General features: G+C 65.0%; 13 protein-coding genes and 1 pseudogene. 6 read left to right on the forward strand and 8 right to left on the reverse strand.

Annotated features, from left to right (window positions below; genetic code table 11):
* Positions 1-3: 3 nt before the first annotated feature.
* Both ACE3T2_RS18570 and ACE3T2_RS18575 read left to right on the forward strand, forming a co-directional pair.
* A pseudogene (locus ACE3T2_RS18570) lies at positions 4-2,415 on the forward strand (type I restriction endonuclease subunit R); the annotation flags it as partial.
* 109 nt (positions 2,416-2,524) lie between these two features.
* Positions 2,525-2,674, forward strand: coding sequence for a hypothetical protein (locus ACE3T2_RS18575; RefSeq protein ID WP_374660093.1), 150 nt, complete (start codon positions 2,525-2,527; stop codon positions 2,672-2,674).
* 37 nt (positions 2,675-2,711) lie between these two features.
* Here ACE3T2_RS18575 and ACE3T2_RS18580 read toward each other — a convergent pair whose 3' ends face one another.
* From ACE3T2_RS18580 to ACE3T2_RS18615, 8 genes are all read right to left on the reverse strand, one after another.
* Positions 2,712-3,569, reverse strand: a complete 858-nt coding sequence (locus ACE3T2_RS18580; protein ID WP_374660095.1) for a hypothetical protein — start codon at positions 3,567-3,569, stop codon at positions 2,712-2,714.
* A gap of 13 nt (positions 3,570-3,582) precedes the next feature.
* Positions 3,583-4,335, reverse strand: a complete 753-nt coding sequence (locus ACE3T2_RS18585) for a hypothetical protein (protein WP_374660097.1) — start codon at positions 4,333-4,335, stop codon at positions 3,583-3,585.
* The gene (locus tag ACE3T2_RS18590; protein WP_374660108.1) at positions 4,332-5,141 is read right to left on the reverse strand and encodes a TIGR04255 family protein; all 810 of its coding nucleotides are present in this window, start codon (positions 5,139-5,141) and stop codon (positions 4,332-4,334) included. Before ACE3T2_RS18590 ends, ACE3T2_RS18585 begins: the two co-directional genes overlap by 4 nt.
* 192 nt (positions 5,142-5,333) lie before the next feature.
* On the reverse strand, positions 5,334-6,185 hold the full coding sequence (locus ACE3T2_RS18595) for a helix-turn-helix domain-containing protein (protein WP_374660099.1): 852 nt from the start codon (positions 6,183-6,185) through the stop codon (positions 5,334-5,336).
* 135 nt (positions 6,186-6,320) lie between these two features.
* On the reverse strand, positions 6,321-8,021 hold the full coding sequence (locus ACE3T2_RS18600; RefSeq protein ID WP_374660101.1) for a recombinase family protein: 1,701 nt from the start codon (positions 8,019-8,021) through the stop codon (positions 6,321-6,323).
* Between the two features lie 18 nt (positions 8,022-8,039).
* Complete coding sequence (locus tag ACE3T2_RS18605) at positions 8,040-8,285, reverse strand: hypothetical protein (RefSeq protein WP_292179642.1); 246 nt, start codon at positions 8,283-8,285, stop codon at positions 8,040-8,042.
* 82 nt (positions 8,286-8,367) lie between these two features.
* The gene (locus ACE3T2_RS18610) at positions 8,368-8,790 is read right to left on the reverse strand and encodes a type II toxin-antitoxin system VapC family toxin (RefSeq protein ID WP_184723201.1); all 423 of its coding nucleotides are present in this window, start codon (positions 8,788-8,790) and stop codon (positions 8,368-8,370) included.
* Positions 8,787-9,035, reverse strand: coding sequence for a plasmid stabilization protein (locus ACE3T2_RS18615; protein ID WP_184723198.1), 249 nt, complete (start codon positions 9,033-9,035; stop codon positions 8,787-8,789). The genes ACE3T2_RS18610 and ACE3T2_RS18615 overlap by 4 nt, the downstream gene beginning before the upstream one ends.
* A 459-nt stretch (positions 9,036-9,494) precedes the next feature.
* Between ACE3T2_RS18615 and ACE3T2_RS18620 the strand changes: the two genes are divergently transcribed.
* From ACE3T2_RS18620 to ACE3T2_RS18635, 4 genes are all read left to right on the forward strand, one after another.
* Positions 9,495-11,570, forward strand: a complete 2,076-nt coding sequence (locus ACE3T2_RS18620) for a ParB/RepB/Spo0J family partition protein (RefSeq protein WP_184723196.1) — start codon at positions 9,495-9,497, stop codon at positions 11,568-11,570.
* A 157-nt stretch (positions 11,571-11,727) separates the two neighbouring features.
* Positions 11,728-12,039 carry a hypothetical protein gene (locus ACE3T2_RS18625; protein ID WP_184723194.1) on the forward strand — a complete coding sequence of 104 codons (312 nt, stop codon included), beginning with the start codon at positions 11,728-11,730 and terminating at the stop codon, positions 12,037-12,039.
* Between the two features lie 192 nt (positions 12,040-12,231).
* A complete protein-coding gene (locus ACE3T2_RS18630) occupies positions 12,232-12,531 on the forward strand; it encodes a DUF736 domain-containing protein (RefSeq protein ID WP_184723192.1) in 300 nt (99 codons plus the stop codon).
* 289 nt (positions 12,532-12,820) lie between these two features.
* Positions 12,821-13,663 (forward strand): DUF932 domain-containing protein, encoded by an 843-nt coding sequence (locus ACE3T2_RS18635; protein WP_312218574.1) that lies wholly within the window; start codon positions 12,821-12,823, stop codon positions 13,661-13,663.
* Positions 13,664-13,727: the final 64 nt, after the last annotated feature.

Genomic DNA, 13,727 nt, shown 5'->3' on the forward strand with positions numbered 1-13,727 from the left:
CCCATGTCCCTGCACAAGGAAATCCGCCTCGAGGACGACGTTGTCGATCACCTCGGTGCGCACGGCTGGATCTACGAGCCCGGCGCGGGGGGGCGGCATGACCGCTCGCGGGCGCTGTTCGTGGAGGATCTGGTCGCCTGGGTGCAGGACAGCCAGCCCGATGCCTGGGAGGCCCTGAGCAAGACTCACGGTGCGGCCGCCGCTGAGGTGCTGGCTGACCGGGTGCGCAAGTCGCTCGACGATCGGGGCGTGCTGGACGTGCTTCGCGGCGGGCTCGACATGGTGGGACTGCGCCGACGCCTGGACCTGGCGCAATTCAAGCCGGCCATGGGCATGAATCCCGAGATCACCCGTCGCTATCAGGCCAACCGTCTGCGCGTGGCGCGGCAGGTGCGATACTCGACCACCAACGAGAACTGTTTTGACCTGGTGCTCTATCTGAACGGCGTGCCGGTCGCGACCGTAGAGCTGAAGACCGACTTCACCCAGAGCCTGCAGGACGCCATCGACCAATACCGCTTCGACCGAAACCCCCGGCCCAAGGGACAGATGACGGAGCCGCTGCTTAGCTTCCCCGGCGGGGCGCTGGTGCACTTCGCCGTCAGCAACGGCGAGGTGGCCATGACCACCAGGCTGCAGGGGCGGGGCACCTTCTTCCTGCCGTTCAACAAGGGCGACCACGGCGGCAAGGGCAACCCCGTCAACCCGGACGGCCACCGCACGGCCTACCTCTGGGAAGAGGTCTGGCAGCGCGATAGCTGGCTGGAGATCCTGGGCCGCTACATGGTGACGCGACGCGATGCCAAGAAGCAGATCACCGGCGTAATCTTCCCGCGCTACCACCAACTGGCCGCCACCCGTGAGCTGGCCGCCAAGGTGTTGGAAGAGGGGCCGGGCGGGCGCTTCCTGATCCAGCACTCGGCCGGATCGGGCAAGACCAACTCCATCGCCTGGGCCGCGCACCTGCTGTCGGAGTTGCACGACGCTAACGACGACAAGTTGTTCTCCAGCGTGATCGTGGTGTCGGACCGCAACGTCATCGACACGCAGCTGCAGGAGGCGTTGTTCGACTTCCAGCGCATCGCTGGCGTGGTGGCGACGATCAAGAACGAGGGCGGTTCCAAGAGCGGTCAGCTGGCCGAGGCCCTAGCGGCCGGCAAGAAGGTGATCGTCTGCACGATCCAGACCTTCCCCTTCGCTCTGGACGCCGTGCGCGAACTGGCGGCCACCGAGGGCAAGGCCTTCGCCGTCATCGCCGACGAGGCCCACTCCAGCCAGACCGGCGAGGCCGCCGCGAAGCTCAAGCAGATGCTCTCGGCCGAGGAAGCGGCGGAGCTGGCCGATGGCGGCGAGGTCAGCAACGAGGACGTCCTCGCCTCCCAGATGGCCGGCCGGGCCGCCAACGACAAGGGCATCACCTATGTCGCCTTCACCGCCACACCCAAGGGCAAGACGATGGAGCTGTTTGGCCGCCCGCCGCATCCCGACCGGCCCGTCGGCGATGGCAACCTGCCCGGCCCGTTCCACGTCTATTCGATGCGCCAGGCCATCGAGGAAGGCTTCATCCTCGACGTGCTGCGTAACTACACGCCGTACAAGCTAGCGTTCCGACTGGCTCACGAGGGGCGCGACCTCGACGACAAGGAGGTTGAGCGCAGCAAGGCTCAGAAGGAGATCATGCGCTGGGTGCGCCTGCACCCGCACAACATCAGCCAGAAGGTCCAGATCGTCGTCGAGCACTACCGCGAGAACGTGATGCCGCTGCTGGACGGCAAGGCAAAGGCCATGGTGGTGCTGGGCAGCCGCGCCGAGGCGGTGCGCTGGCAGGTGGCGATCCAGCGCTACATCAAGGAGCAGGGCTATCCGCTTGGCACTCTGGTGGCGTTTTCCGGCGAGGTGAACGACAAGGACCTGGGCGAGGTCAGCGAGACCAGCCCCGTACTCAATCCGGGCCTGAACGGCCGCGACATCCGCGACGCCTTCAAGGGCGAGTCCTTCCACCTGCTGCTGGTGGCCAACAAGTTCCAGACTGGGTTCGACCAGCCGCTGCTTTGCGGGATGTATGTCGACCGGCGGCTGGCGGGCATCCAGGCGGTGCAGACCCTCTCTCGCCTGAACCGAGCCCATCCGGGCAAAGACACCACCTACGTCCTCGACTTCGTCAACAGCTCGGATGAGATCTTGGCGGCGTTCCGCACATACTACGAGACGGCGGAGCTGGAGAGCGCCACTGATCCGAACCTGATCTACGACCTGCGCGCCAAGCTGGACGGCAGCGGCCACTACGACGACTTCGAGGTCGAGAGGGTGGTGAAGGTCGAGTTGAACCCGATGGCGCGCCAGTCCGACCTGATCGCCGCCATCGAGCCGGTCGCCAGCCGCATCGTCCACGCCTTCAAGGCCGCCAAGCAGGCCTCAGGGCCACATGCTGGCTTCCGAGGAGCTGCAGGAGCAGGCCATGGCCAACACGCGGGCGCAGTTCAGCAACTCGCCAACGCTGCAGAGCCAGCTGCTCGACGCCGCCATGGACAGCGATGACGCCTTCACGTCGATGAGCCGGCAGGTTCTTGCGTCGGAACGCATCCGGGAAGAGCTGCTGAAGATCCTTCTTGGACCGGGGGATCTTTACGGGGCCCTGCGGCGAAAGGCTGGAGCGAGCGAGGAAGAGGCGTAGCTCGCCGTCGCGCGGGCCAACTACTTGCGACGGCCCGTCAGTTGTCCTCGGCGCGGGAGAGGTTGTCGAGATCTAAAACGTCGCTCGCGCGGTACGTCGCCGCTGAAAGTCGGTCGAGGCCGACAGCACGACCCTCGACGTTAGGATAGGCACCGCTCTTATCAATCCGGCGGACCAGGCTCTCAACGTGCGCGTCATGGTCGAGCGGAATCTCTCCGTCCCACTCGAACACGAAGAGAAGCTCGACCTCCTCCGCCGTGGTCCAGTCGGGCTTGGCGCGCACCCTTATTTCCAGCGCGCCCTGCAAGAAGGCGCCCAGCGGTGAGGCCTTGTCGTGCTTCCGAACGATCTCCTTACGCATCTTCGAAATCGCGGCCACGAAGTCGTCCGGGAAGGCGGTTCGGCCGAATTTGTTGGCGATCGCCCGGCCGACCATACGCACCTCGGCATCGCCGTTGGCGCCCGGACGGTGATCGGTCGCCAGCTCCGCGAGCACGGTTTTCTCCAACGTGAAGATCTGGTCGAGATCGGCGACGAGCGGCTCGCTTTTCAAGCCAGAGACGCGAACGAACCGTGGGCGTTCGCCCTTCTCGACTGCATTAATCAGGTCCGAGTCGGCCGTCACCAAAGGACAGACTAGGACGTGTGGCCGGTCCTTGCATTCCCTGACGAGGTCGCAGGTCTGGGACACGATCATCACGCCCGAGAACTGCTCGGGCACCACCGAAAGCGTCGCGGTCGGATCTTCCGCGAACAACTCCTTGGAGGCGACAGTGAGGGCCAGGGCGGCGCTGGCTAGTCGGATGGCCGGAACTGTGGGTGACAGTAGAATGTCGCCCTGTCGCCAATCAGCGAGGGCGGCGTCTACTTCGCTCGGATCCGTCCCCTTGTCCAACCGATCGGTCCCATCACCGAATACGCCTTGCCATGTCCGACCGCAGGGGGCCTGCGGGCACGGATACGGCATCATCGCCTCGGTTCAGTTGAGTCGCCACAGAATCCTGTTCTGGGCGGACGGGTGCGGCGATTTGGGTCCTGTGGCCGCTGACCGCGTCGATGGCGGCTTGGTTATGACCGTCTGCGATCAGATCGTAGGGCCGCAGTCCTTCGGGCGTCGCATCCAGCAGTGCGCTACGAACGGGACGTCCCTGCGCGAGCGCGATACTATGCAACGCCTTCACCACCTCGGTCACTTTGCGTAGCCGCGTTTCGCGGCGCGCACTGATGGGGTTGCCGCTATTCCAGCTGTGCAAGGTGCGGCGGCTGACGCCGAGCAGCGGAGCGATCTCCTCATAGGTCAACTGCGACCATGCCTTGAGGTCGAGGAGCAGGCGGCACCCGCTCTCCTCCTCGTGTACCTCCGCATACGGGAAGAGGGTGTGCATCACGGCGCTCGCCGCCGTAGGCACCATGTAGTGCACGCACCTCGGACCCGGCGCGACGGTTCCCGTCACAGTGAAGGTCTGGAGCAGCGCAGCGCGTACCAAGCTGCCGCCTGTGAAGGCGCGCAGATGCGCGTCGACGGGAATGGTAAGTATCCCCGGTCTCAGGGGCCAAGCCACGGCCTCCCGCGAGGTTACGTCCTGTAGAGAGGAGGCCGCCGCCCAGGGATCGAAGGCCGCCTCAACGGCCTCCAGATGATCGGTGTCTTTGTCGCTCATGTGGCAGATCCAAAGTAGCTGAGCGCGGAGTCATTCATCGCATAACGAAATAGAGCGTAGGCCCGCGTGGCCAACCCCTCGAAGGTCTCCGCGAGCCGGGCGACGTCGAACGCCGTTTGCTCCTGGGCGAAGACATCGATGTCGAGGATCCAGCTGGGGACGGAGATCTGCTCTAGGAGGTTGGGATCGATAGTGCTTCCGGCTTCAAGTATGCCCCACCTCAGCATCGCATGACCTTCGTCGACTTTGAGCGCCGCCTCGCTAAGGGCGTGTGAGACGTGCTCGCGTAGCTCCGGCTGGGCGACGCCCACGAAATTGGGCTTCACGAGCTCTGTCAATTGCGCGAGCGCTTCGCCGTGGAACCGATTGATGTAGCGCGCACCGGTCCGCACCGAGAGACCTGGACTGTAGATCGCCTGCAGTCGCGCCAGGATCTCAATCCAGCGAGCGAGGAAATCGCTTCGACCCTCGTACTTGAGCGCCTCGAATGTGGCTGACTCCGCGCCGAGCGTCAGTCGGAGGGTCCGGCCGGCGTCCTCGAACTGCCAAGCCGTGGTGGTGATGACCTGCGGTACGCCGGGCGGGCCTCCCGCAAGATCAATCCTCAACTGCTGCGCTGTGATCTGTTCAAAGAGGGGATAGTTCGCACGCACCTGATCCTGAAAGACCGCGATGCCGTCGCGTTGCTCAATGCGCAGTACGCTTGAAAAGCGGACCTGCATGACGACGCGCTCAAGAGGCGCGCGGCTCAGCGGAGCCTCGTCCGGTGCGTCCCCCCCCAAGGGAGATGGAAGATTGTGCGGCATGATCACCCTGGCGTCTTGTGAAGTATATGGTGAAGTCGGTTCCTTGCAATCTGTTTCCACAGCGATGAATTTTGAGTTCGCTGGAGTGCGGTACGCGGTGACGCGCTAGTCCGTCAGACGCTTTGTGCGTTCGGCGCTCATCGACCTCCTGCACGTCGAGCGGCCGTACAACCTTGTCACTGCAGTCCGCATTCAGGCCGCGTGCCGGACGATCGGCCCGTCTACAGATTGAGAGCTGCGGTCGACCAGTACACGTACTCCCAGCGCTCGCAGTTCCCCCGGTATCCGGGTTCTCAGGGTGTCAGCGGCGATGCCGAGCCGGCAAATGATGGTCCGATCCGTCTCACACCAAACGGCGGGATCGAGATAGCTTTTCGCCGCGCTCTCTCCCATCGCGCATACCACAGCAGCTCTCACTTCAGCGTTTGGGAACTGTGGGGTGACACGGGCCGGTGTCGCTGAAGCCGGCCGGGACGATGCTGACGGGTACTGGAGAAGCTTGGGACTCTTCCCGCGGTTGCTGGGCGCGGGGCATGCTGGGCTTCTGCGCCGCGAAATCGGGGGGACTAGGGGGGATTCGGATTCAGGTAGGATTGGGCGGGCAGTGCTGTCCGGTTTTCGTGCTCGATTTGTCCGGTTTTGTGCCTGATCACCGGACGATCTTGTCCGGTGATCCGCCATATACTCGTGACCTGAAATTTCCTGCGGCGTCGTGGCCGCTGGGACGGTGCTGGCACCCGTCGCGCCTTTCAGAAGCGCCCGGCAGACGTTCGCGTTTCCGCGTCCGCGCGAGACCTCCAGCGCGATGTGTCCCTTCGCCACAAGCTCGCGGGTTGCGCGGCGGATGGTGCGAATATCGACGCCAAGGTGTGTCGCGAGGAATTGCTGCGAAGCCCAGCTGCCGCCCTTCTGCGGGTCGAGATAATGGGTCAGGAAGGCTCCGAGCACTTTCGAGAAGGCGCTTAGCTCAGGGTCGGTGAGGACCTGGTGTTGCCAGGCGAACTTTTCGGCGTTGAAGCGTCGGGGGTTGAGGAGCCTGCTCACGCTGGAAGGGCTCCTGCGTGGGCACTCGCGCAGCTCAGGCGGTTTGCAGACGTTCCAAAAAGGCGTGGACTTTCAATGGGGCCCGCAACCCCCGGTTTGCCGGAAAGTTCAACAAGATCAAACGTCCGCGAGAGCCTACGAATCTGAGGGTCGGACGTTCGAATCGTTCCGGGCGCGCCATTTCGGTTCAAAACCACGAACGCCTAGCACCGCCGCCTCTACGCCAGAGGCGGCGGTTAGCGTTCGCAGCAGTTCGCTGCGCAGGCCGCGGATGCGAACCTCTTTCGGGCTAACCACTTCAACGCGCTGGGCCACAGCCCGGACCTGATCGCGGGCGAACGTCCCGTCGCCGTTCCGCAGCTTCTTGCGCAGGGCGGCCGCGAACGCACGCAGACTTTCCGGCGTGATCGCCGGGCCAATCTTCACGATATGCGCCAAGGCGCGCTCAGAGTCGCCCTTGGCCTGGTCCCGAGTCGCGGTCAGCTCGGCGATGCGATCTTTCAGCGATGGGTCACTTACGTCGATCACCCCGTTCTCGATCGCGTCATAGAGGCGCTTGAGCTTCGCTTCCGCCTCCGTCGCACGCCGCTCAAGATCGGCAACATGCTCACGGCGCTGATTCACCCACTCGTCGCGGCGTTCGAGGATCTGATCCATCAGAGCTTCGAGTCGCGCCGGGTCGAGCAGACGGTCTTCGAGATGATCGACCACGGCCTCATTGAGCCGATCCATCGGCACGGTGATGCCCGGACAGCCAGTCGTGCCCTGCCGCGCCTTCGTCGAGCAGGTGTAGTAGCGATATTCCCGCCCGACGCTGCTGGTGCCCGTGCGCAGCGTCATCGCACCGCCGCAGCACGCGCAGAAGCAGATGCCGGTGAGCAGCGTAGGGCCGCCCACCGCCATCGGCGGCATCATCTTCGGGTTGCGCGCCTTGAGCGAACGCTGGACCGCCTCGAACTCTGCATCCGAGACGATCGCCGGCACTTCCATGACGGCGTGCTCGCTCTCCGGCTTGCGCGTCTTCGTCTTGTGGTCGCGGGTGTTGAAGCGGTGCTGGCCGATATATGTCGTGCGGGTGAGCACCTGATGCACCGCGCCCAAGCCCCAGCGCCCGCCGTCGCGGGTGCGGATGTTGTTCTCATTGAGCCAGGTTGCGATCGACTTGAGGCCCATCGGCCCTTTGTTATCGACGCCGTTGAGCGCCATCCGGTAGATGCGCCGCACTGTTTCGGCCTGGATCGCGTCGATCTCCAGCTTCTTCTTGATCTTCGCGCCCCGCTCCTCCGCCGCAACGACGCGATAGCCGATCGGCGCCCGCGCGCCGTTCCAGAAGCCTTGCCGGGCGTTCTCCTTCATGGCGCGGAGCGTGTGCTTGCCATTCTCTTTCGACTGATATTCGTCGAACAGCGTCATGATCTGGCGCATCATGACGCTCATCGGATCGTCGCCCAGGTCTTGCGTGATCGAGACGAGCTTCACCCCGTTCTTCGCCAGCTTGCGGACGTAGAACTCGAACTGGAACTGGTCGCGGAAGAACCGCGAGAAGCTGTGGACGAGAATGACATTGAACGTCGGCGGCTTGACCATCGCCGCTTCGATCATCGCCTGGAACGAGGGCCGACGATCATCGGTGGCGGTGTTGCCCGGCTCGACGAACTCGGCCGCGACCGCCCAACCCTTGCCGACACAGTAATTCTCCATCTGGCGGCGCTGGTCGGGGATCGACAGATCATGTTCCGCCTGGCGCGGCGTCGAAACTCGCAGATAGAGTGCGGCGCGAGCGGTCGCCACGACCGGCGCCTCATCCTCATCTCGTCGCAGGGCGGCGCTGGTCATGACGCTTCACTCTTCACTTCACGGCAGCGGTCCGAACAGCTTGTCCAGCTCTTGCCGCATATGGCCTTCGATCGCGCACAGCTCGGCGTCACCGATCGGAACTTGCTCCGGCCAGTCGTCGGTGACGACGATCGGCCCATCATCCTCGCGCACCGGACGCGAAGCCCGGCGCGGCGCGACGCGGTTGATGTAGTCGTGCAGGTCATCCGGGCTTTCGGCCCAGCGACGAGGCGTGCGGCGGCGGAGCTTGCGAGGAAGAGCCATTCCGACACGCTGCGTCGCGGCCGCGCCGTGTGCAAAGCCTCTGTCGCGGCGTAGCGCAGATAGGGGTGTGCTGCGGCGGGCGTCATGCTTCGCCCCACGGATCGACAACCGTAATCCCGCAATCGACGAAATCGCGGACGTTACGAGTCGCCAGCCGCGCGCCGCGCGAACGCACGATGGCGGCGATTTGCGCATCGATCTGACTGATTGGCTTGCCGCCCTGTTTCCGTCCGGCGGCGATCTCGGGATAGACAAGCGCCGCGTCGGTGTCGAACGACAGCACGCGACCCGTCAGATCGACATCGAACATCGGACGCGCCGCCGCCAGCAGATCATCGCGGCGGCGTCCCTCGGGGAGCAGTGCCAGACCATAGAAGATTTCCGCCTGCGTCAGCGTCGTCGTGAACACCCCCGCCATCGGTTGCTCGGCAATCCACGCCATGACTCTCGGGTCAGGCTCGCGCCGCATCAGCTCGGAAATGACGTTGGTGTCGAGGATGATCATTCGCCGAAGTCCACCGGCGGCCGAATCGCATCGCGCGGCATGGGAGGCAGATCGACGCCGCCCAGCTCGCCGAAGCGTTCGTTGATGGCCTGGCCCAGATTGCGAGGGCGCGGGATTTCGGTCGATAGCGCTGAGCGCAGGATGTCGCGCGCTTCGTCTTCCATCGAGCGACCGTGCATTGCCGCCCGCAGGCGAAGGCGATTTTTGATCGCATCATCGATGTTTCGGATTGTCATGACCGCCATGCTGACCTCCATAAGTCAATGACTTCATGTTAGTCGATGATGATGAAAATTGCAAGATGGGGTTGGCGCCTCCCTGCGGGACCGCCGCTCTATCTCCGCTGCGCTCCGACCGAGCCCCTGACGGGTCTCGGCCCTCCGGGTGACGATCAGCATGGCGGGGCGGCGCGATCTCGCGCCGATCGGCCAATCCGCTGCGCGGATTCATATCCTTTGAGCTGCGGAGATCGGGCCAGGGCTGCGCCGGCCCGATCGCGTTGACGGTCGTTGCACTCCCCGAGATGGGGTGGGCGTCGCTTCCCTTTAGGCCCGCCGCGCCGGGCCGCAACGCGCGTGCCGCGCTTACCTCCTCTACGTTCCGGTCCTTACGGATGCTGCCCGGCTCCGCCGGCGGGCCTGCCGGTCGCTCTTTCGCCGCCCACCCCATTCCGGGGTGTGTGTGGTTTTGAAGGAGTAAGGAAGATGAACGCCGTTACCGAAACCGTTGCCGCCGAGCCTGTGTCGGGCGTCGAGATTTTCGTGCCGCTCGCCAAGCTCAAGAAGTCCCCGCGCAACGCCCGCAAGGTGCCGCACGGGGAAGCCGCTATCGAGGCGCTGGCCGCGTCGATCCAGCACAAAGGGCTGATCCAGAACCTTGTGATCGAGCCGGAGGTCAAGGAGGACGGGACACCTACTGGCTATTATCTCGTGACCGCTGGCGAGGGCCGCAGGCTGGCGATGCTGCTACGCGCCAAGCGCAAGCAGATCAAGAAATCCGAGCCGGTGCGCTGCTGGCTGGATACGGCGAACGACCCGTCCGAAATCAGTCTGGACGAGAACGTGACCCGGACCCCGATGCACCCCGCCGACCAGTTCGAGCGGCTCGCGGAGCTTTCCAACGAGAAGGGTTGGGGCGCGCAAGAAATCGGTGCGCGGTTCGGCGTGTCGGCTTCCGTGGTGAAGCAGCGGCTTCGCTTGGGCGCTGTCAGCCCGAAGCTGTTGCAGGTCTATCGCGAAGACGGCTTGACCTTGGACCAGTTGATGGCCTTCGCCATCACCGAGGATCACGCGCGGCAGGAGCAGGTGTTCGAGAACCTGCATCACAACCGGGAGCCGTGGATCATCCGGCGCGACATGACCGCTGGCAACGTGCCCGCCGATGATCGCCGTGCGGTGTTCGTCGGAGCCGACGCCTATATTGAGGCGGGCGGCGCCATCATCCGCGACCTGTTCACCGAGGACCGGGGCGGCTTCTTTGAGGATGCGGGCTTGCTCGACATGCTCGCCACCGAGAAATTGCGCGAGATTGCGGGCGAGGTGCAGGCCGACGGCTGGAAATGGGCCGAGGCGCATATCGACTATCCCCACGCGCATGGGATGCGGCGCTTCTATCCGCAGGCCGTGGACCTGTCCGACGAGGACGAGGCCCGGCTGGAGGCGCTGTCCACCGAGCATGACGAGCTTGCCGAAGGCTATTCGTCCTATGACGAAATGCCGGAGGACGTGGCGGCGAAGCTGGAAGCGGTGTCCGACGAGATCGACGCCATTTCGGCCAAGCGCCATGCCTACGATCCCAACATCGTCGCGCACGGCGGGGTGTTCGTGGTGCTGCACTATGACGGCACAGTGAGGATCGAACGGGGTTTCGTCCGTCCCGAGGACGAGGCGCTTGCCGATCCGCAGCCCGAGGACGAGGCCGACGCCATCGACCCGGAGGCCGGAGACGTCGCGCAGGCCGAGGACGGCGACGAGGACGTGCAGGATTTCGAGGAGGAGGACGAGGAACCGGGCAAGCCCATTTCCGACAGCCTCACCCGCGACCTGTCCGCTCACCGGACGCTGGCCCTTCGCGTGGCGTTGGCCGAGCAGCCCGACGTGGCGTTGATCACGCTGACCCACACGCTGACCGCGCAACTGTTCTACAGCTACGCCGAGGCCGGTTGCCTTGAAATCCGTTCGACCGTGACGCCGCTTGGCAGTCATGCGGCGGGGATCGAGGACACGCCCTTGGCGGCGCGGGCGAGCGAAGCGCACGAGGCGTGGGCCGAGCGGATGCCGCGTGACGTGGCCGACCTGTGGGGCTTCATCGTCGCACTGGAAGACGCGCAGCGGGTGGCGCTGCTGGCGCATTGCGCGTCCCGCACCGTCAACGCGCTGCGCCTGCCGTGGGACCGCAAACCCCGGACGCTGCAATCGGCGGACAGGCTGGCGACCGCGCTGGCGCTGGACATGGCGAAGGACTGGACGCCCACCGTGGACAGCTACCTTGGCCGCGTCACCAAGGCGCATATCCTTGAAGCCGTCGCCGAAGGCGTTTCCGAGGATGCCGCGCGCCATATCGCGGACAAGAAGAAGCTGGAAATGGCCGAGGCCGCCGAGCAGCGTCTGGCCGGGAGCGGCTGGCTTCCCGCCGCGCTGCGGACGCCGAAGGCGGAAGCGGAGCAGCCCGCGCCCGTCGAGGTCGAGGACGTGGGAAGCATGGAGCAGTCGTCCGAAGCGGAGGCTCCCGATAGCGAAGCGGAGGACGGCGAAGCGTCCTTTGCCGTCGCCGCCGAATAGCGGCATCGGGCCGGGGCCGCGCGAGCGGTCCCGGCCTTTCATTTCGACCGACGAAAAATCGCGGCCGCGCCCGTTGGGGCGCGGCCGCTTTCGTTCTGCGAACGCACGACCCTACCAAGGGAGGCGCAGTGCTGGTGGCGAATTGACGAGCAGCATCTTGGCGATCGGTTCGCCGATTGTCCTTGTCAGGCCGTGGAAGCGTGGTCGCGTCGCGAGGACGAAATTGGCGTTCGGTGGCTGCAAATCCCGCGTCGCACTCGACGTATGTCTGCCGAGATTGCGGGACATCGGTTACGCCCATCATCCCATGATCGCCTTTGTTGCCGGGTCGTTTGCTGATCGCGCGGTTCAACACAGCACCATTTTCCGCCTGTCAGGTCGCGAGGTGCGCCAAGCGTCTCGCTTCGGCTTCGGCATGACCGCGCGGCCTCTCGATTGGCCTGATATAACCGGGGCCGGCTTCGCCTAGCTCGGCCTGGCGCAACGCCGCCGCGCGGCTTTTTTCCGCCGCCTTCGGCTTTGCATCGCGAAACAAAAAAGCCGCGCGTCGCCATCCTCCGCTGCGCTCCGGCCGCAAACGGTGCGCGTCCGATCATCCCCGCTTCACCGATCGCCATCGAGGCCGCGGCGGTCGTGGCCCGAGATCGAAAGGAACTTTGAAATGGCGACCATCGGCACCTTCACTCAGGCGGGCAACGGCTCCTTCGCCGGAACCATCAAGACGCTCACCCTCAACGCCAAGGCCACCCTCCGGCCGATCGACAAGGAGAGCGAGAAGGCCCCCGACTACCGCCTCGCTGTCGGCTCCGTCGAGTGCGGCGCCGGGTGGAAGAAAACCAGCCGCGAGAACCGCGACTACATCTCGGTCAAAATCGACGATCCGACCTTCCCGGCACCGATCTACGCCACCCTGTCCGAGACGGACACCGCCGGCGAGTATGCGCTGATCTGGTCACGCTGAGCCCGACACGGCGCCCCGCTCCATTGGAGCGGGGTGCCTTCGTGCGTTTGTTACGCTGGTTGTCAGAACGGACGAGCCAGTAGGCCCGGCATGTTGTTGAGGTGCTTGGGGCGCTGCCCCCGGCGCACTTCAAGCGGCTTCCGCCCAGCTTCCTCCACGCGCGAGCGCGTTCCGTGCAGCCGGTTCCCCGCGAAGGCGCTTTCCGTTTGCACCCCCGGTCTCGCCGACGGGCAGGGTTTCAGCGCGGCGCTCCGCTGCGCGGAAACCCAAGCCCAAGGAAGGACAGACCATGTATCACCAACTCGCCACCCGGTTCGGCCGCAACGCCCACCAGATCAGAGGCTATGAGGCGCTCGACAACGAGGCGCTCTATCGGCACGTCCCGTCCATCTTCGCTCGCGAGGCGCACGACAGCCGGTCGGAGCGCTATGTCTATGTCCCGACCATCGACATCGTGGAGGGGCTGCGCCGGGAAGGATGGTTCCCGTTCTTCGCCGTCCAGTCGGTTCCCCGCGACGGCAGCCGCCACGGCCACGCCAAGCATATGCTCCGCCTGCGCCGGGACGACGGCATCGGCAAGCCGGAGGCCGCCGAAGTCATCATCGTGAACAGCCATGATGGGTCCAGCGCCTATCAGATGTTCGCGGGAATGCTGCGCTTCGTCTGCACCAACAGCATGATCGCGGGTGAGCGGTTCGAGGAGGTCCGCGTGCCGCACAAAGGGAATATCGAGCATGACATCATCGAGGGCGTGTTCACCGTCGCCGAGGACTTCCCCCGGCTGATCGACGCCAGCGAGTCGATGAAGGCGATCCAGCTTTCGCCGGATGAGCAGCGCTTGCTCGGCGAGGTTAGCCTTGTTACGCGCTATGGCGACGACGAAAGCCCGGTTCGGCCCGAGCAGATCATCGAGCCGCGCCGCCGCGAGGATTTGGACCGCAGCCTGTGGACCACGTTCAATGTCATTCAGGAGAATGTGGTTCGTGGCGGGTTGCAGGGCCGTAAGCGCAATGCCGAGGGCCGTATCCGCCGCGCGCAGACCCGCGCGATCAACGGCATCGACCAGAATGTGACGCTCAACCGCGCGCTCTGGACGCTGGCCGAGGGGATGCAGCGCCTCAAAGCGGCCTGACCATAACTACCGCAGGGCCGGAGTTTCCGGCCCTGCGGCTTTGCCATTTTCGCGCCGATCCGCT

This window comes from Phenylobacterium sp., from assembly GCF_041919955.1.
Taxonomy (GTDB): Bacteria; Pseudomonadota; Alphaproteobacteria; order Caulobacterales; family Caulobacteraceae; genus Phenylobacterium.